The organism is Myxococcus sp. MxC21-1 (genome assembly GCF_032612255.1).
Classification (GTDB): domain Bacteria; phylum Myxococcota; class Myxococcia; order Myxococcales; family Myxococcaceae; genus Myxococcus; species Myxococcus virescens.
Map to the genome: position 1 here is coordinate 510,998 of NZ_CP123278.1, position 15,920 is coordinate 526,917.

A 15,920-nucleotide genomic window follows, 5' to 3' on the forward strand; every position below is an offset into this window, starting at 1 on the left:
CGATTCCATGCGGGGCAGATCGGCGGTAGCTGAGCTTGCCGAAGCGGCAATCGCCACTGGGGGCCGGGGGGCCGCTGCCCATGGTACCGGTTGCGTGTGCCGCGTGTTCGGTGTTAAGCGGCGCCCCGCGTAGAGGGGTTGGGGCGGCGGGGTTGGAAAAGCGAGGTTTTCCCGGGGTTTGGGGAGGCGTCCGAATGGAAGTGAAGGAGCCCCGGAAACCGGGCGGTTCGGACGGCAGCGAGTTGGGGGAGACGGCCCGGCAGATGAGGGCGGCGCAACCCTACATCGCGGCGGTGTGGAAGCTGGTGGGTGGAGCGGTGGTGGGCGTGCTGGGCGGCTACTGGCTGGATGGGTGGTTGGGGACGGGCCCCTGGTTGCTGGTGGTGCTGAGCCTGGTGGGTATCTGCGTGGGCTTCTATGGGTTCCTCCATGAGATGGCCCGGCTGGGGAAGCGGAAGTGACGGCGCGGGGCGGCGGTAGCGGGATGGACTCGTTCAAGAGTCATGCGGCGCTGGAGGGTGGCGTGGCGGTGGTGGGCCTGGCGCTGGCGGCGTTGATGCCGCAGGTGGTGGAGGACCGGGTTTCGGCGGTGTGGGGCGTGGGGCTGGCGGCGGTGACGGGCGCGGTGGCGCTGGTGCTGAAACGGCGGGCGGTGCGGCAGGACCTCAACGCCGCGCTGAAGGTGGTCGGAATCATCTTTGGCCTTCGGGCCGTGGGCGTGTTGGCGGGGCTGTTGGGCGTGGTGTCGCGGGGAATGGCGGCGGTGCCGTTCATCGCCGGCTTCTTCGGCGTCTACTTCGCACTGCAGTGGATTGAAGTGAGCTACGTGATGGCCGCGTCGAAGGAATCGGCGGGCGGAGACGAGTGATGCGCAAGGCAATGGTGCTGTTCGCCAGTCTGTTTGCTGCCACGGCGTGGGCCGCGGGGTCTGAAGACGACGTGCCGGGGTACATCCTCCACCACGTCGTGGACTCGCCCTACCTGGAGATCGAGGTCCCGCTCAGCAGCCCCATCCACGCGTTTGACTTCCCGCAGTGGCACGTCCCGCTGAAGGCCGGCGCGTGCGCGCCCCGGATGACGGAGCACGGTGAGGAGATTCCGGGCTTGATGGACGGCTGCCTGGACATGTCCATCACGAAGCACACCCTGATGATGTGGCTGGCCGCTCTGCTGCTGATGGCCACCCTGTTCATCTGGGGCAACCGCGACAAGACGAAGTTGGTGCCGCGCGGCGCGGGCGCCAACATCCTTGAGATGCTGGTGCTGTTCGTTCGTGACGAGCTGGCCATCAAGAACATCGGCAAGGAGGAGGGCCCCCGCTACGTGCCCTTCCTGCTCACCGTGTTCTTCTTCATCCTCTTCATGAACATGCTGGGCATGGTTCCCTGGATGGCGACCGCCACCGGCAACCTGGCTGTCACCGCGGCGCTGGCGCTGTGCACCTTCGTCGTCACCCAGGTGGCGGGTATTCGCGCGGCGGGTCTGGGCGGCTACCTGAAGCACCTGACGGGTGGCGTGGCCCCCTGGTTGTGGCCCATCATGGTTCCGGTGGAGGTGCTGGGTCTGTTCACCAAGCCCTTCGCCCTCACGATGCGTCTGTTCGCCAACATGCTGGCGGGCCACATCGTCTACTTCTTCCTCCTGGGCCTCATCTTCCTCCTCGGCCACCCCGCGGTGGCGGCGGTGAGCGTGCCCTTCGCCTTCGCCATCTTCCTGCTCGAGCTGTTCGTGGCCTTCGTGCAGGCGTACGTCTTCGCGATGCTGTCGGCGCTGTTCATCGGTATGAGCGTGGCCATGGGTCACCACCATGACGACCACGGCCACGACCACCCGGAAACGGGCCCCAGCCACGACCACGGCAAGGCGCACCACGCCTAGGCGGTTCTGACGAGTTAGCGGGGCGCTGAAGTCCGGTGCCCCGGTCGAAGACCCGGCGGTTCGAAAGGCCGCCGGAGGTAGTCCTCAAGGGACATCACGACCCCCCCACAAGCGGGTCCACGCTACGAAAGAACAAGTGTCACCATGACCAACCTCGCTCTTGCCTTCCTCGCCGCCGGTCTGGGTGCCGGTCTCTCCATCATCGGTGCCGCGCTCGGCATTGGTAAGCTGGCCGCCGCCGCCATGGACGCCACGGGCCGTCAGCCGGCCGCGGGCGGCGACATCCGCACCACGATGATCATCGCGGCGGCCCTCATCGAAGGCGCCACGCTGTTCGCGCTGGTCGTTTGCATCCTGCTCGCCACCAAGGCTTAAGGCGAGCGCAGGTCGAGTCATCGCTGGACGGTCGCCGGTGCCCGTAGGGAATTCCACCGCGGGCGCCGGCCGCTCCTGCCGCGGAAACCGAAGTCTTCGCAGCATCCCTCCCTCACGCTGGACATCCCGCCATGTTCCTGCCCTCCGTCCTCGCCGCCAGTAACCTCGTGAAGGTCCAGCCGGGCCTCATCTTCTGGACCCTGGTCACCTTCGTCATCGCCGCCGTCGTCCTGAAGTGGAAGGCGTGGGGCCCCATCCTTTCGCTGGTCGAGGAGCGCGAGAAGCAGATCGCCAGCTCCATCGAGAGCGCCAAGCGTGAGCGCGCCGAGGCGGAGAAGCTGCTGGCCGACCAGAAGACGGCCATCGCCGAGGCCCGTCGCGAGGCCGCGGAGATGATGCGCCGCAACACGCAGGAGATGGAGAAGTTCCGCGAGGAGCTCATGGCCAAGAGCCGCAAGGAGGCCGAGGAGCTCAAGCTGAGCGCGCGTCGCGAGATTGACGAGCAGAAGGCGAAGGCCATCGCCGAGGTCCGCTCCATGGCGGTCGACCTGGCCATGGAAGTCGCCGGCAAGCTCATCAGCGAGCGCATGGACGACAGCAAGCAGCGCGCGCTGGCCGAGCAGTTCGTCCAGGGCCTGCCGCTGAACAGCACCAGCGCCACCGGCGCCGTGCGCCGCACTGCCTAATCCCCTTCTTGGGGAAGCGCGCCCCCCGGCGCGCGTGTTCCAGGGAATCACCATGGGTCTATCCATCGGAATCGTCGGGCTGCCCAACGTCGGCAAGTCCACCCTGTTCAACGCGCTGTCGGCCGCGGGCGCGCAGGCGGCCAACTATCCCTTCTGCACCATCGAGCCCAACGTGGGCGTGGTGCCCGTGCCGGATGACCGCCTGGACCAGCTGTCCGCGCTCATCAAGCCGCTGAAGAAGGTGCCCACCTCGCTGGAGTTCGTGGACATCGCCGGCCTGGTGCGCGGCGCGTCCAAGGGCGAAGGCCTGGGCAACCAGTTCCTGGGCAACATCCGCCAGGTCAACGCCGTGCTCCACGTGCTGCGCTGCTTCGAGGACGACAACGTCACCCACGTCGAGGGCGGGGTGAATCCGGTGCGGGACCGGGACGTGGTCGACACGGAGCTGTGCCTCAAGGACCTGGAGACGGTGGAGAAGCGCCGCGAGCGCTCCTTGAAGAACACGAAGGTGGGCGGCAAGGCTGGCGAGGAGGCCAAGGCCGAGGTGGCGCTGCTGGACCGCATCAAGGCGAACCTGGACAACGGCATCACCGTGCGCGCCCAGAAGCTCACCGAGGAGGAGAGCGCCGTCATCCATGACCTGTTCCTGCTCACCGACAAGCCCGTGCTGTACGTGGCGAACATCGGCGAGTCGGAGCTGGGCAAGGAGGACGCGAATCCCCACGTGAAGGCCGTTCGGGAGATGGCCGCGAAGGAGGGCTTCGAGGTGGTGGTGCTCGCCGCCGCGCTGGAGTCCGAAATCCAGCAGCTCCCGGAGTCGGAGCGTCCGGGCTTCCTGGAGAGCGCGGGCCTGTCCGAGCCGGGCCTGCACAAGGTGGTGCGCGCCGGCTACAAGCTGCTGGGCCTGTGGACGTACTTCACCGTGGGCGAGCAGGAGTGCCGCGCGTGGACCATCCACCAGGGCTACAAGGCCCCGCAGGCGGCCGGCGTCATCCACTCCGACTTCGAGCGCGGCTTCATCAAGGCCGAGGTGATGCGCTGGGAGGACCTGGTGAAGCTGGGCAGCGAGTCCGCCGTGAAGGAGAAGGGCCTGCTGCGCGTGGAAGGCAAGGAGTACGTCGTCCAGGACGGCGACTGCATGCACTTCCGCTTCAACGTGTAGCGGTCAGCACACGGCAGTCATCGCGGGCGCTGTGCTTCCGGACGGTTCAGTCTGGAGGCGGCGCCCGCGAGCCGTTTCAGGGCCTGGCGGCTCAGAAGCCGCGCGGGCCTTGCAGCACGGTGTAGACCCAGATGCCCACGGCGATGAGCGCCAGCACGGTGGTGAGGGTCGCCGTGCGCCGCATGCGCGGGCGCTCCTCCGGCGGGTGTTTCGAGGCGAAGAACCACATGCCGCCGACCCGCAGGACGAGGAACATGAGGAGCAGGAGCGGGCCGACCACCTGCCAGCCCGAGGGACGCATCAGCACCACACCCCAGGAGGCGAGGAAGGCGACGTTGCCGAGCAGGGAGGCGATGGCGAAACGGGGATATACGCGTCGAGTGTCCACGGCGCGGGAGTTTCCCCTCGCGCGTGCGTGGCTCCAACGACGGACTTCGTTGGGTGCGCGGCAGGCGACAGTGGTCGTTGGCGCAGTCCCGCGTCACGCCGCGCCTGGACGCTTCGCTTCCACGTAGCGGGCCCGGGGGCGCAGCAGGTGGCCTTGCTCGCGTTGCTCCAGGACGTGGGCCACCCAGCCCGCCGCGCGACCCACGGCGAACAGCGTGGCGCCCGCGCCTGGAGGAAGGCTCAGCGCACCGGCGAGCATCACCAGCCCGAAGTCCACGGACGGGGGCGGATGTCCTGCCGCGCGCATGGCTTCCAGCACGGCGCTGGCGATGCGGACACTGGGGGCCTCGGGGCTCACGGCACGAGCGGCCTCCACCAGCGGTGGCGTTCGCGGGTCTCCGTCCGGGTAGAGCTGATGGCCGAAGCCGGTGATTGCCTCCCCGCGCCGCAGCCGCTCCCGGATGACCTCCGCGGCACGCTCTGGCCGTCCCACCTCCACGAGCAGCGCCTCCACGCGGTCGCAGGCCCCACCATGCTTGGGGCCGGAGAGCGCGGCCAGCGCGGCGCTCAGGCAGGCGTATAGGTCCGCGCCCGAGGAGGCCACCACGCGCGTGGCGAACGTGGACACGTTCAACTCATGGTCCGCGCACAGCACCAGCGCGCGGTTGAGCAGCTCCGGTGCGCGTTTCATGCGGGTGGTCCAAGCGCGCGCCAGGGATTGCGCCACCGTGGGCTCGTTCAAGGCTTGCGTCACCCGCCCCGGCGCGTTCGCCACGCAGACCCAGGCGGACAGGTGGCGCAGCAGCCTCCGGGCGCGGGCCCGCTCCTGCTCGGGCGGAGAGGCAAAGCGCGCCGCGTCCCGTGCGCCTAGGAGCGGCACCAACGCAGACAGTGCGGCCACGGGAGGTGTTCCACGGGGCAGCAGCTTCGCCAGCTCGGACGGTGGAAACGCCGGCTCGGGTGAGGGCCACCGTGACGCCTCTTCGGGCAGCGTGCCCGTCCACAACAGCTCGGCCACGTCCTCGAACGCGCGTCCCTCCACTGCGAGCGTCACCGCCGAATGGCCTCGGTACGCGAGCCCCTCCGCGCCCACGCGGGACACCGACGAGTCGATGACGGGCTCGCCCCAGCGCAAGGCGCCCGAGGCGACTGCTGCGTGTCCCGCTCTCGCGTCATGCCGCGCTTTCAGGCGCTCCAGGTCGGAGCGCACATAGCGGTTCTCCTTGGTGCCTCGCTCCGGCACGCAGCGCACGAGGCCTCGGCTCACGTAGGTGTAGAGCGTGGCTCGCTTCACGCCCAGGAGCGCGGCGGCCTGTGCCGCGGTCACAAGCTCCTCCTCAGGTCGATGGTCGAATCGAGATTGAGAGCGTCCGCCCTTGGGCCTACTCATGTCTCACGCACCTCCGCGAAGGCCATTGTCGACTCGACTGGATGACGTGTCGATACGTCCCAGGTCGGCGGGGCCCGCGTGTGCCCGCGAGGAGAGGAGCCTGTCATGCAGGTGGACTTCGGACGCACGTCGTCGGACTACATGAGGCACCGGGCGGGCTTTCCGGAGGCCTTCTTCGAACGGCTCGATAAGGAGGGCCTCCTTCGCCCGGGCCTCCGCGCCGTCGACCTGGGGACGGGCACGGGCACGGTGGCCCGAGGGTTGGCCCAGCGCGGCGCCGTGGTGACGGGGCTGGATGTGTCCGCGGACATGCTGGATGCCGCCCGTGGGCTCGCTTCTGGAATGGGGCTGGGCATCGACTTCCAACAGGCGCCCGCGGAGAACACGGGCCTGCCGTCACAGGCGTTCGACCTGGTGGTCGCAGGACAGTGCTGGCACTGGTTCGACCGGCCCGCCGCAGCGCGTGAGGCCGCGCGGTTGCTCGTTCCCGGGGGCCGTCTGGTCATCGCCCACTTCGACTGGCTACCGCTGCCCGGCAACGTGGTGGAGGCCACCGAGTGGCTCATCGAGCGCTTCAACCCGGGCGCTCCCGCGCCCTTCGTGTCCTTGAGCCAGTCTTCCGGTGTCTATCCTCCGTGGTTCCGCGACGCCGCCGAGGCGGGCTTCACCCAGCTCACCTCGTTCTCCTTCGACGTGTCCGTGTCGTACAGCCCCCGCGCGTGGCGGGGCCGCATCCGCGCCAGCGCGAAGGTGGGCGCGTCCATGCCTGCGAGCGCGGTGAGCCGCTTCGATGCCGCGCTCGCGGACCTGCTCGCCGGGCGCTTTCCGGCGGACCCGCTCGACATTCCCCACCGCGTCTTCGCGCTGCTCGCGACGCGACCCTGAACAGGAGCACCCGTCCATGTCCTCGCATTCTCACGTCGTCCACGAGCCTGAGCTTCCCTGGACCGAAGTCACGCAAGGTCCCCGGGTGGAGTACCGCCGCAAGCAACTGGGCGCCGCCGCCAAGGGCCGCAAGCTGGGGTGCAGCTTGATGGAGCTGCCACCCGGCAAACACGCGTGGCCGCGGCACTACCACCTGGCCAACGAAGAGGCCTATTTCATCCTCGCGGGCACGGGCCGGCTGCGGCTGGGGGACGACACCCTCGCCGTCACGGCGGGCGACTATGTGGCGCTCCCGGTGGGGCCCGGGGGCGCGCACCAGCTCCTCAACGACGGGACTGAGACGCTGCGCTACCTGGCCTTCTCCACCATGGTGGAGCCGGACGTCATGGTGTACCCGGACTCAGGGAAGGTGGTCATCTCCGCGGGCAGTGCTCCCGGAGGCGACAAGGCCGCTCGGACCCTGTTCACCACGCTGCCCCTCTCCGCGGAGGTGGACTACTGGAGCGGCGAGGAGCGATAGGCTGTGGGCCGAGATGGCCCCATTGCTCGACGTGCTCACCCGGGAGCGGCTCCTCAAGGACCGCGATGCCGCCGCGGCGCTGCTGCCGCGTGGCGAGCCTCCCCATGTGTCCATGCTGCGCCTGTGTGACGCGGGCCTGCTCGAAGGTGGCTTGTCCGTGGGGTACGGCGTGCGCGCCGACGAGCTGGTGGGGCCGCTCACCACCGCCATGGGCGGCGCGGCCCGCCGCTTCAAGGTGCTGGACGTGCGCGAGCGCCCCGTGCTGGAGCTCCACGTCATGGCTGGCGACGTGACGGAGCGCTGGGAGGTGGAGGACCTGTCCGCGCTGGTGCACAACCTCAACAGCCTCTACCGCGATGCGCCGGACGTGCGCGCGGTGGCCGAACTGGGCGAGTGGGAGGATGCGCTCCAGCTGTGGTGCGTGGACAAGCGTGCCCTGCCGAGGCTCGCGCGCCAGTCCTTCTTCGCACCGCGCAACGCCCGGGCGCTGATGAACCCCTTGGGCGAGTGAGTCTTCAGGGGGCCTGCACTCGCGGTAGACCCGGCTTCTGAGGCAGCATGTGGGGGCATGCGCTTCGTCCTGTCCTGCCTGCTCGTGTTGCTCCCGGCGTCCCCCGCGCTGGCGGAGCTGGATTCCTTCGGCCTGGGCTCGGGCCGTGATGGCGCGCTGTCCGTCACGACGGTGGGGCGCGTCCTCAACGCCGCCACGCCGCTGACGGACCTCGTGGTGGTCGGCGCCCACGACGTTCCGGTGCAGCGCGTTTCGGGCTTCACCGTGGGCACGCTGGTGCTCCTCCACCAGAGCGGCGGGTCGGAGGAGGCCGTGGTCTCCAGCGATGGAGGCACCCTGGCGCTTCGGCGGATGGGCCACTGGGAGCTGGCGCGCGTGGAGGCGGTATCGGAATCGCCGCCCGGGCTGCGCTTCTCCGCGCCCCTGGTGCATGCCTATGCCGCGCCGGGCGCGCAGGTGGTCTCCGTGCCCGAGTACACGGACGTCCTCGTGTCCACGGGTGCCTCGGTCGTGGCCCGTCCATGGGATGGGCGCAGCGGCGGCATCCTGGCCTTCCTCGCCACGGGCAGCGTGACGAACCAGGGCCTCATCAGCGCGGAAGGAATGGGCTTCCGGGGCGGGCTCTTCGTCAATCACACGGACCTCCTTGGCTGCTCCGACCTGGACAGCCCTCCCGAGGCAGGGGGGGCCTACAAAGGGGAGGGCCTGCGGATGGGCCGCTTCGGCACGGCCTCGGGGCGTGGCTCCGTGGCGGGTGAGGGTGGCGGTGGCAACTGCCACAACGCGGGTGGTGGCGGAGGCGGGAATGGGGGCCGGGGCGGTGTCGGCGGCCGCACGTCGGAGGCGGACATGATGCGGGACGTGGGCGGTTTCGGTGGCGCGCCCGCGAAGTACTCGCTCATCGACACGTTTGTCTTCGGGAGTGGCGGTGGCGCGGGGGAGGGCAACGATGACCTGGGCTCGAGTGGCGGCGCGGGCGGCGGAGTCGTGTTCATCCGGGCCAGGGCGTTCTCGGGCGCCGGGCGCTTCTCCGCGGATGGGCTCGCCGCCAGCCACACGCCGGGCGACGATGGCGCGGGCGGTGGTGGCGCGGGGGGGCCTCATCCTTCGCGCGCAGGACGCACTGTCCTGCGGGAGCGCCCGAGCCGCGGGCGGCAACGGCGGCAACGTCAGCTACCCGGGCTGGGTGCTCGGCCCGGGTGGTGGTGGCGGCGGCGGCGGCGTGCTGCTGCAAGGGACGACGGCGTCGTGTCCCAGGAGCGTGTCGGGCGGCGCTGCCGGGACCCTCACCCCGTCGGATGGCGGAACGCATGGCGCGGGGACGGGGAGCGAAGGCTTCGCCGAGGAATACCACGTGGCCTACCGCACGCCCGGGACGCCGTCTGTCAGCGCTCCCGTGTCTGGAGCGGTGGGCGTTCCTCACCGTCCTCGCTTCGAAGGCCGGGCGGACCCTGGCGTTCGAGTCCTCGTGTTCGTCGATGGCGTGGAGCGGCTTCAGGTGAGCTCTGGCGCGGATGGTGTGTTCATCGCTGGCATCCCTCCGCAGCAGGCGCCGCTCGATGTCGGCACGCGCACGGTCCACGTGGTGACGGAGGCGATGGGGGCGTACAGCGCGCCCTCCGCGCCTGTGTCGTTCTCTGTCGCGGCCACCCTGGAGGATGGTGGCGTGGTGGTGGAGCCCATCCTGGTGATTCCGCAGGACGGGGAGACGGTGGGAACCACGCCGCTGTTCGCGGGCGTCGCGCCCAACGGGCCGACGGTGGGCATCGAGGTGGACAATGGCGCGGAGGTCATCATCCCCGTGGATGGCGCGGGCCGCTTCCGCTACCAGTGGCCTGCTGAGTCGCCGCTGGCGCCGGGCCCTCATTTCGTCACCGTTCATTCGCACAACGAGGCGGGAATCAGCGGGCCCTACTCGCAGCCCATCCGCTTCGAGTCCCAGGTGGTGAGCGGCGAGGGTGACGGAGGGACGTCCGGGCAGGATGCGGGCACGTCCCAGGGAGATGGCGGCACCCAGGTCCCGGAGGACGGTTGGCCGGTGCTGGTGGTCCCCGCTGATGGCGAGGTGGTGGACTCCACGCCGCTCTTCGCGGGCGCGGCGACGGCTGGCGCCACGGTGGTCATCGAGGTGGACGGCATTGAAGTCGCCACGGTGACGGCCGATGACACCGGGGCCTTCCGTTACCAGGTGCCCCGCGAGAGCGCGCTGTCCGTGGGCTCGCACGATGTCGCGGCGCAGGAGCACCTCGTCACCTCCAGCCGCGTGCCGGCGCGCTCGCGGACCACGGGCTTCGAGGTGCGGGGCCCGCGGCGCTCGACGTGGGGTGTGGCTGCGGCGCATCGCCCGTGGGCGTGGTGGGCTCCTGGGTACTGCTGGCGGGACTGGCCGGCCTGTCACGGCGGCGGCGCGGATAGCGGTCCGCGAACGGCCGGCCTGCCCGGTGCGCTAGTCGTCGCCGAGCAGGCTGCCCAGGCCGACACCCCCAGCACGCTGCCCTCGTCGCGAGCGCCACCCGGGCGCGAGGCGGAGAGGATGCGGCCCGCGAGCCGGCTGAACGGGAGCGACTGGAGCCACACCTTGCCGGGGCCGCGCAGCGTGGCGAAGAAGAGGCCCTCGCCGCCGAAGAAGGCCGTCTTGATGCCGCTCACCATCTGGATGTCGTAGTCCACGGTGGGCTGGAACGCGACGATGCAGCCGGTGTCCACGCGCAGCAGTTCACCCGGGCCCAGCGTGCGCTCGTGCAGCGTGCCGCCGGCGTGGATGAAGGCGAGCCCGTCACCCTGGAGCCGCTGCATGATGAAGCCCTCGCCGCCGAACAGGCCGGTGCCCAGCTTCTTCTGGAAGGCGATGCCCAGCGACACGCCCTTGGCCGCGGCGAGGAAGCTGTCCTTCTGCGCGATGAGTTCGCCGCCGAGCTCACGCAGGTTCACCGGGATGATTTTTCCCGGGTAGGGCGCGGCGAAGGACACCTTGCGCTTGCCGCCACCGCTCTTGTTGAGGAAGACGGTGGTGAAGAGGGACTCACCCGTCAGCAGGCGCTTGCCCGCGCCGAGCAGCGAGCCGAAGAAGCCGCTCGTCTTCTCCGAGCCGTCACCGAAGATGGTCTCCATCTCGATGCCGTCCTCCATGTACATGAGGGTGCCGGCTTCGGCGACCGCGGCTTCTCCTGGGTCCAACTCCACCTCGACGAACTGCAGGTCCTCGCCGTAGATGTGGAAGTCCACTTCGTGCATGCGTGCCATGGATGCGCTCCGTCGTGAGGGAAACGGCGCGCACCATAGCCGCCCAGCGGTGGGCTACCGCGACAGAATCAAAGCCAGGGTGGCCACGAGCCGCGCGTCGTCGCCGCCAATGGCAGGCGGAATCGACAGCGATACCGGGTTCTCCAATCCGGCGAGACACGAACGCCAGCCTTGATAGCGGCCTTCCTCGGAGGCCTTGAGCTGGTAGCTGCACCGGCCCACGTCGCCCTCGAACGTCTGCGGCGTCACCTGGAAGTCGGTGAGCTGCCCTCCGAACGTGCCCTTGGCGCGCAGGGCTCCTTCTTCCTGCGTCATCCGCAGGTCCACGGGACCACTTCCATAGATGCCGCGGATCCGCGTGGCATCCAGCGTGAGGTTGAGCGGCCTGCCGAAGGCGCGGCCTCGAAGGGAGCCGTCGCTGAAGCCGACCTGCAGGTCAGGGCTGGTGAGGTCGCGGTCGGTGACACGCGCGTTGAGCGCGACCCGAGGCGTTCGCAGGTCCAGGTACTGGACGGGCTGGGCCCAGGCCGAGCCAGCCGCTGCAAGCAGTGCGGCTGTGAAGATACGTGAAGTTCTCATGCTTTGAACGTAGCTGGCTCGCCAACCCGTCACCCGTGTCTTAGGTGTGGTGCACGAGATGAGGCGTTGGCCCGCCTGGCGTACGGGCGGGTTGCCGGGCATCGGCCATAGGCGGTCGTTATGTCCCCGCGTTCCGGGCGCGGTCATGGCTGGCACCGGTGAGAAGGAGGTTGTCGTTCGTGGCGGAGCTGACCCCAGGTGTGGAGCAGGAGGCCCGGCGGCCCAGAGTGTCCCTGTCGCTGGCATTGCGGTGGTTGATGTCGCTGGGTGGCATCCTCACGTTGATGGGCGGGCTGCACGCGTACATCGCGGTGCGCCTGTTCGTGAGCCCGCAGCTGCCCCTGCCGTGGGCATGGGTGGGGCCCGTCCTGGTGGCGCTGCTCTTCCTGTCGCTGCCGGTGGGAATGGTGGTGTCGCGCCGCGAACCGACCCTCTGGGCGCAGGTGCTCCAGTGGACGTCCTACGTGTGGCTGGGCGCCTTCGGCATCCTGCTGAGCGCGGTGGTGGTGGCGGACCTGGTGGGGTTGGGCCTGTCGTGGTCGGGCGTGGTGACGGACGCGTTGGCACTGGCCCGGGGCAAGGCCCTGGTGGCGGTGGGGGTGACGGTGCCGGCGGTGGTGTACGCCTTCATCACGGCGCGTGGCCGGGCGACGGTGGAGCGGGTGACGGTGCCGATGGCGGGCCTGGCGCCCGGGCTCAGTGGCCTGAAGGTGGTGCAGATTTCGGACATCCACGTGGGGCCCACGTTGGACGGCCGCTGGCTGCGGCGCGTGGTGGAGCAGGTGAACGCGCTCCAGCCGGACGTGGTGGCGGTGACGGGCGACCTGGTGGACGGCACCGTGGACGCGCTACGGGACGAGGTGAAGCCCCTGGCGGAGCTGCGCGCGTCACTGGGCGTCTTCTACGTCACCGGCAATCACGAGTACTACCACGGGGGACCGGCCTGGGCCGCGGAGGTGGCGCGCCTGGGGCTCACCGTCCTTCAGAACGAGCACCGGGTGGTGGAGCGCGACGGGGCGCGGCTCACCATCGCGGGGGTGACGGACCATGACGCGGGCCACATCATTCCCTCGCATGCCAGCCGTCCGGAGCTGGCACTGCGCGGGGCGCCGCAGGGCGTGCCGCGTCTGTTGTTGGCCCACCAGCCCCGGTCCGCCCTGCGCGTGGCAGAGGATGGGGTGATGGTGGACCTGCAGCTTTCCGGGCACACGCACGGCGGACAGGTGTTTCCCTTCATGTTCCTCGTCAAGTTGCAGCAGCCGGTGGTGCGCGGTCTGGCAACCATTGCCGGGGTGCGCGTCTATACCCACAGGGGGACAGGCTATTGGGGGCCGCCGCTGCGGTTGGGGCCCTCGCCTGAGATTGCGGAACTGACCCTGGTGTCTGCCCCGGGTTGATTGCGCACCATGTGCAACTGTTGAGTGTCCGCCTAGAGTCCGGGGCCTTCTTTACTGAAGAGGGTCACTCCCCTGGATCTGGCAACGCTCAACAAGCTGCTCGCAGTCGGTGTGCAGAACGGTGCATCGGACATCCACTTCCGGCCGGGGGACCCGCCCATCTACCGGGTCAATGGCGCGCTCCGGCCCTTGAAGATGGAGAAGCTTCACGCGGACCACACGCGACAGGTGGCAGTCCATGTCGTGTCGGACCCCGAGGTGAAGAAGCAGATTGACACGCTTCAGGAGTGCGACGCGTCCTACAGCCTCCCAGGCGTGGCGCGCTTCCGGGTGAATATCTATCGGCAGCGGGGCTCGCTGGCGTGCATCCTGCGCATCATCCCGGATGAAATCCCAACCATTGACGGGCTGGGATTGCCGCAGGTGTTGAAGAAGATTGCCGGCAACGAGCGCGGGTTGGTGCTGGTGACGGGCGCGACGGGCTCTGGGAAGAGCTCCACGCTGGCGGCGATGATTGACCACATCAACCGCACGGAGAACCTGCACGTCCTCACCATCGAGGACCCCATCGAGTTCATCTACAAGAACATCAAGTCCTCCATCTCCCAGCGGGAGATTGGTCCGGATACGCAGAGCTTCGCGATTGCGCTGCGCGCGGCGCTGCGCCAGGATCCGGACGTCATCCTGGTGGGCGAGATGCGCGACACGGAGACCATCGACATCGCGCTCAAGGCGTCGGAGACGGGCCACCTGGTGCTCTCCACGGTGCACACGACGGATGCGTCACGCACCATCAACCGCCTGGTGTCGGTGTTCCCCGCTGAAGAGCAGACGATGGTGCGCATGCGCCTGGCGGACTGCCTCAAGGCGACGGTGTCACAGCGCCTGCTGCCCCGGGCCAGCGGCAAGGGCCGCACGGTGGCGCTGGAAATCATGGTGCAGACGAAGACGGTGGAGCAGTACATCCGCGACGACCGCGCCAACGAGCTGAAGGACGTCATCGAGAAGGGCCGAGACATGTTCGGCATGCAGTCCTTCGACCAGCACCTGACGCAGCTCTATCGGGAGGGGCTCATCACCCTGGAGACGGCGCAGAGCGCGGCCTCCAACCCGGCCGACTTCCAGCGCGCGCTCGAGTTCGAGTGAGCGGCGCGGCTGTTGCCCTGGGAGAGCCCGCGAAGGCCGCGGGCACGCGGTAGTCCCCGTGGAAACAACAGGGTCATCCCAGACCCGATACGCCTGAATAGGTGTTACTTCTGACTCACTGAACGGGTGTGTCAAGACGCCCAACTCCACGGGGTTCGAGCTCACGAAAAACAGGAATTACTCCCGAAAATTGAAGCAAAGGTTGATATTTCCGCTATTGCTGGTTATTGTCGCGTTGTGTCCAGCGCTCCCGCCCCCCTGATTCGCCGTGCGCAGTCCCTCCTCGATGCCCGCCATCTGGTGGAGGCTGGCGCACTGCGTCTTCCCATTGAGCCCACTCCCGCGCCCGCACGGCGTCACCGGAGCGTGCCCAAGGGGCCTCGGGTGATGCTCGTCTCGGAGGAGCCGCTCTTCCGGCTGGCGATGGGCCGCGAGCTGGCGTCAGACTTCGAGCTGGTCCCCACGTTGGGCATCGCGTCGGCGGATCGTCGGATGGACCTGGGCGTGGTGCCCGAGGCGGTGATCGTGGACCTGGACTCCGTGGAGCGAGCAGCCGTGCCGGCCTTCCTGGCTCGGCTGGTGGAGCGCGACCTGGCGGGGCCACGCATCCTCGTGTCGTCCTACTTCCGTCCCGAGGTGGCGGCGGCCTACAGCGCCTCCAGCCTCACGCACTTCGCGCTGTCCCGCCCGTGGCGCCCGGGCGCGCTGCGCTCGCTGGTGGAGTCCGTCATGGGGCTCTCCGGGCTGCGCGCCATGACGGCGGGGCGCTGAGGAACATGGCATGAGCCACGCGGCCACCTTCTCCGAGCGGCTGGTGGATGCGGGCCGGGGTCTGCTCACGGGTGTCTCGAGCGCGTCGGTGGGCGTGGCTCGCAGCGTGGGCGTGGTGCTGAAGGCGATGGGCGGAGGCGTGGCGCAGTGCGCGCGCGGCCGGCCTCGCGAGGGACTGCCCCAACTGGGCCAGGGCCTGACGCGCGTGGCGCAGCTTCCCGCGGATGCCGTGTTGATGGTGGGCGGGCGCGTGCTCAGCTCGGTGCAGGTGCTGGTCGGTCTGGAGCCGCCGGGCCGCCGCCTCTCGGCGGAGGAAATCGTCCGCCTGCGGCCCATCTTCGGGGACAGCCTGAACTACGCGGTGGTGCGGGTGAAGGTCGGCCGGCTGGGCCTGCTGGGCCTTCCCGGGCGGGCCTTCGCGCACGGCAACACCGTCTTCGTCCCGCCTCGGAGTGGGGGCGTGGACTTCGGCCTGCTCGTTCATGAGCTGACGCACGTGTGGCAGCACCAGCACGGCGGCACGGCCTACCTGAGCGCCGCGCTGGCCGCGCAGTGGTCCGGCGATGGATACGACTGGCGCAAGGGCGTGAGCCGCGAGAAGCGTTGGGCCCAGCTCAACCCCGAGCAACAGGCCCAGCTCATCGAGGACGCCGCCGTCGCCGGCCTCATCCCCTTCACCACGTCTGTGTCCCCGCGCATGAAGCTGCGGGGCTGGTCCGACGCGGCGCTCGACCTGCTGGATGAGGCCGTGGTCTGCCTGCACGCGGGCCGCGGCGCGCCCTGAGCGCTCACCGCTTGGGCGGGTCGTGCTCGGAGAGGAGCCGGGACGCTCCTTCCGGGAGGGCCTCGCGAAGCCGGCGTGGTGTCCAAGGCGCCGCCGAGCGCGCGCAGCCCGCTCATCCAGGCCGCGCTATCCCTGGCGCCGCGGCTCTGAGTCATCACGGGGGCCTGAACGCCAGCGGGGCCCCGGGCCCGACGAGAAGGTCGGAC

General features: G+C 69.5%; 20 protein-coding genes. 15 read left to right on the top strand and 5 right to left on the bottom strand.

The window, feature by feature from the left end:
* The first annotated feature begins 194 nt into the window (after positions 1-194).
* The 6 genes from QEG98_RS02435 to ychF all read left to right on the top strand — a co-directional run bounded on the left by QEG98_RS02435 (position 195) and on the right by ychF (position 4,101).
* A complete protein-coding gene (locus tag QEG98_RS02435) occupies positions 195-461 on the top strand; it encodes an AtpZ/AtpI family protein (RefSeq protein ID WP_141593541.1) in 267 nt (88 codons plus the stop codon).
* Positions 458-868, top strand: coding sequence for a hypothetical protein (locus QEG98_RS02440; protein ID WP_316565598.1), 411 nt, complete (start codon positions 458-460; stop codon positions 866-868). The genes QEG98_RS02435 and QEG98_RS02440 overlap by 4 nt, the downstream gene beginning before the upstream one ends.
* Entirely contained in the window at positions 868-1,878 is a 1,011-nt protein-coding gene (atpB, locus tag QEG98_RS02445; protein ID WP_316565599.1) for a F0F1 ATP synthase subunit A, read from the top strand. Before QEG98_RS02440 ends, atpB begins: the two co-directional genes overlap by 1 nt.
* 144 nt (positions 1,879-2,022) lie before the next feature.
* Complete coding sequence (locus tag QEG98_RS02450; RefSeq protein ID WP_002636238.1) at positions 2,023-2,253, top strand: ATP synthase F0 subunit C; 231 nt, start codon at positions 2,023-2,025, stop codon at positions 2,251-2,253.
* A 131-nt stretch (positions 2,254-2,384) separates the two neighbouring features.
* On the top strand, positions 2,385-2,939 hold the full coding sequence (gene atpF, locus QEG98_RS02455; protein WP_020478431.1) for a F0F1 ATP synthase subunit B: 555 nt from the start codon (positions 2,385-2,387) through the stop codon (positions 2,937-2,939).
* A 52-nt stretch (positions 2,940-2,991) separates the two neighbouring features.
* Entirely contained in the window at positions 2,992-4,101 is a 1,110-nt protein-coding gene (gene ychF, locus QEG98_RS02460; protein ID WP_316565600.1) for a redox-regulated ATPase YchF, read from the top strand.
* A 91-nt stretch (positions 4,102-4,192) separates the two neighbouring features.
* Here the strand turns inward: ychF and QEG98_RS02465 are convergent, their stop codons facing one another.
* Positions 4,193-4,489, bottom strand: coding sequence for a hypothetical protein (locus QEG98_RS02465; protein ID WP_141259041.1), 297 nt, complete (start codon positions 4,487-4,489; stop codon positions 4,193-4,195).
* 93 nt (positions 4,490-4,582) lie between these two features.
* Positions 4,583-5,878 carry a citrate synthase family protein gene (locus tag QEG98_RS02470; RefSeq protein WP_316565601.1) on the bottom strand — a complete coding sequence of 432 codons (1,296 nt, stop codon included), beginning with the start codon at positions 5,876-5,878 and terminating at the stop codon, positions 4,583-4,585.
* 105 nt (positions 5,879-5,983) lie between these two features.
* On the opposite strand from QEG98_RS02470, the gene QEG98_RS02475 reads away from it, so the two are divergent.
* Genes QEG98_RS02475 through agmC form a run of 4 tightly spaced genes read left to right on the top strand, consistent with a single transcriptional unit; the run spans position 5,984 to position 9,636 of the window.
* Positions 5,984-6,763 (top strand): class I SAM-dependent methyltransferase, encoded by a 780-nt coding sequence (locus QEG98_RS02475; protein WP_316565602.1) that lies wholly within the window; start codon positions 5,984-5,986, stop codon positions 6,761-6,763.
* 16 nt (positions 6,764-6,779) lie between these two features.
* Positions 6,780-7,283, top strand: coding sequence for a cupin domain-containing protein (locus QEG98_RS02480; protein ID WP_316565603.1), 504 nt, complete (start codon positions 6,780-6,782; stop codon positions 7,281-7,283).
* Positions 7,284-7,296: 13 nt separating this feature from the next.
* Positions 7,297-7,794, top strand: coding sequence for a hypothetical protein (locus QEG98_RS02485; RefSeq protein ID WP_316565604.1), 498 nt, complete (start codon positions 7,297-7,299; stop codon positions 7,792-7,794).
* Positions 7,795-7,851: 57 nt separating this feature from the next.
* Positions 7,852-9,636, top strand: a complete 1,785-nt coding sequence (gene agmC / locus QEG98_RS41570) for an adventurous gliding motility protein AgmC (protein WP_410477931.1) — start codon at positions 7,852-7,854, stop codon at positions 9,634-9,636.
* Positions 9,637-9,705: 69 nt separating this feature from the next.
* Here the strand turns inward: agmC and QEG98_RS02500 are convergent, their stop codons facing one another.
* Entirely contained in the window at positions 9,706-9,945 is a 240-nt protein-coding gene (locus QEG98_RS02500) for a hypothetical protein (RefSeq protein ID WP_316565607.1), read from the bottom strand.
* A 204-nt stretch (positions 9,946-10,149) separates the two neighbouring features.
* Here QEG98_RS02500 and QEG98_RS02505 point away from each other — a divergent pair, with 204 nt between their 5' ends.
* Positions 10,150-10,209: a hypothetical protein gene (locus QEG98_RS02505; RefSeq protein ID WP_316567809.1), complete on the top strand. Its 60-nt coding sequence runs from the start codon at positions 10,150-10,152 to the stop codon at positions 10,207-10,209.
* Here the strand turns inward: QEG98_RS02505 and QEG98_RS02510 are convergent.
* Positions 10,189-11,037: a TIGR00266 family protein gene (locus QEG98_RS02510; protein ID WP_410477932.1), complete on the bottom strand. Its 849-nt coding sequence runs from the start codon at positions 11,035-11,037 to the stop codon at positions 10,189-10,191. The genes QEG98_RS02505 and QEG98_RS02510 overlap by 21 nt on opposite strands.
* Positions 11,038-11,091: 54 nt before the next feature.
* Positions 11,092-11,616: a hypothetical protein gene (locus tag QEG98_RS02515; protein WP_090486695.1), complete on the bottom strand. Its 525-nt coding sequence runs from the start codon at positions 11,614-11,616 to the stop codon at positions 11,092-11,094.
* A 179-nt stretch (positions 11,617-11,795) separates the two neighbouring features.
* Between QEG98_RS02515 and QEG98_RS02520 the strand changes: the two genes are divergently transcribed.
* From QEG98_RS02520 to QEG98_RS02535, 4 genes are all read left to right on the top strand, one after another.
* On the top strand, positions 11,796-13,013 hold the full coding sequence (locus tag QEG98_RS02520) for a metallophosphoesterase (protein ID WP_316565608.1): 1,218 nt from the start codon (positions 11,796-11,798) through the stop codon (positions 13,011-13,013).
* A gap of 72 nt (positions 13,014-13,085) precedes the next feature.
* On the top strand, positions 13,086-14,159 hold the full coding sequence (locus QEG98_RS02525; RefSeq protein WP_171442940.1) for a type IV pilus twitching motility protein PilT: 1,074 nt from the start codon (positions 13,086-13,088) through the stop codon (positions 14,157-14,159).
* A gap of 387 nt (positions 14,160-14,546) precedes the next feature.
* Entirely contained in the window at positions 14,547-14,930 is a 384-nt protein-coding gene (locus QEG98_RS02530) for a hypothetical protein (protein WP_090486688.1), read from the top strand.
* 10 nt (positions 14,931-14,940) lie between these two features.
* Positions 14,941-15,714 carry a hypothetical protein gene (locus tag QEG98_RS02535; RefSeq protein ID WP_090486684.1) on the top strand — a complete coding sequence of 258 codons (774 nt, stop codon included), beginning with the start codon at positions 14,941-14,943 and terminating at the stop codon, positions 15,712-15,714.
* Positions 15,715-15,920: the final 206 nt, after the last annotated feature.

Coding starts and splice junctions, on each gene's coding strand:
- QEG98_RS02435 (WP_141593541.1), top strand. CDS start 195: ATGGAAGTGAAGGAGCCCCGGAAACCGGGCGGTTCGGACGGCAGCGAG.
- atpB (WP_316565599.1), top strand. CDS start 868: ATGCGCAAGGCAATGGTGCTGTTCGCCAGTCTGTTTGCTGCCACGGCG.
- QEG98_RS02450 (WP_002636238.1), top strand. CDS start 2,023: ATGACCAACCTCGCTCTTGCCTTCCTCGCCGCCGGTCTGGGTGCCGGT.
- atpF (WP_020478431.1), top strand. CDS start 2,385: ATGTTCCTGCCCTCCGTCCTCGCCGCCAGTAACCTCGTGAAGGTCCAG.
- ychF (WP_316565600.1), top strand. CDS start 2,992: ATGGGTCTATCCATCGGAATCGTCGGGCTGCCCAACGTCGGCAAGTCC.
- QEG98_RS02470 (WP_316565601.1), bottom strand. CDS start 5,878: ATGAGTAGGCCCAAGGGCGGACGCTCTCAATCTCGATTCGACCATCGA.
- QEG98_RS02475 (WP_316565602.1), top strand. CDS start 5,984: ATGCAGGTGGACTTCGGACGCACGTCGTCGGACTACATGAGGCACCGG.
- QEG98_RS02480 (WP_316565603.1), top strand. CDS start 6,780: ATGTCCTCGCATTCTCACGTCGTCCACGAGCCTGAGCTTCCCTGGACC.
- QEG98_RS02485 (WP_316565604.1), top strand. CDS start 7,297: ATGGCCCCATTGCTCGACGTGCTCACCCGGGAGCGGCTCCTCAAGGAC.
- agmC (WP_410477931.1), top strand. CDS start 7,852: ATGCGCTTCGTCCTGTCCTGCCTGCTCGTGTTGCTCCCGGCGTCCCCC.
- QEG98_RS02510 (WP_410477932.1), bottom strand. CDS start 11,037: ATGGCACGCATGCACGAAGTGGACTTCCACATCTACGGCGAGGACCTG.
- QEG98_RS02515 (WP_090486695.1), bottom strand. CDS start 11,616: ATGAGAACTTCACGTATCTTCACAGCCGCACTGCTTGCAGCGGCTGGC.
- QEG98_RS02530 (WP_090486688.1), top strand. CDS start 14,547: ATGCTCGTCTCGGAGGAGCCGCTCTTCCGGCTGGCGATGGGCCGCGAG.
- QEG98_RS02535 (WP_090486684.1), top strand. CDS start 14,941: ATGAGCCACGCGGCCACCTTCTCCGAGCGGCTGGTGGATGCGGGCCGG.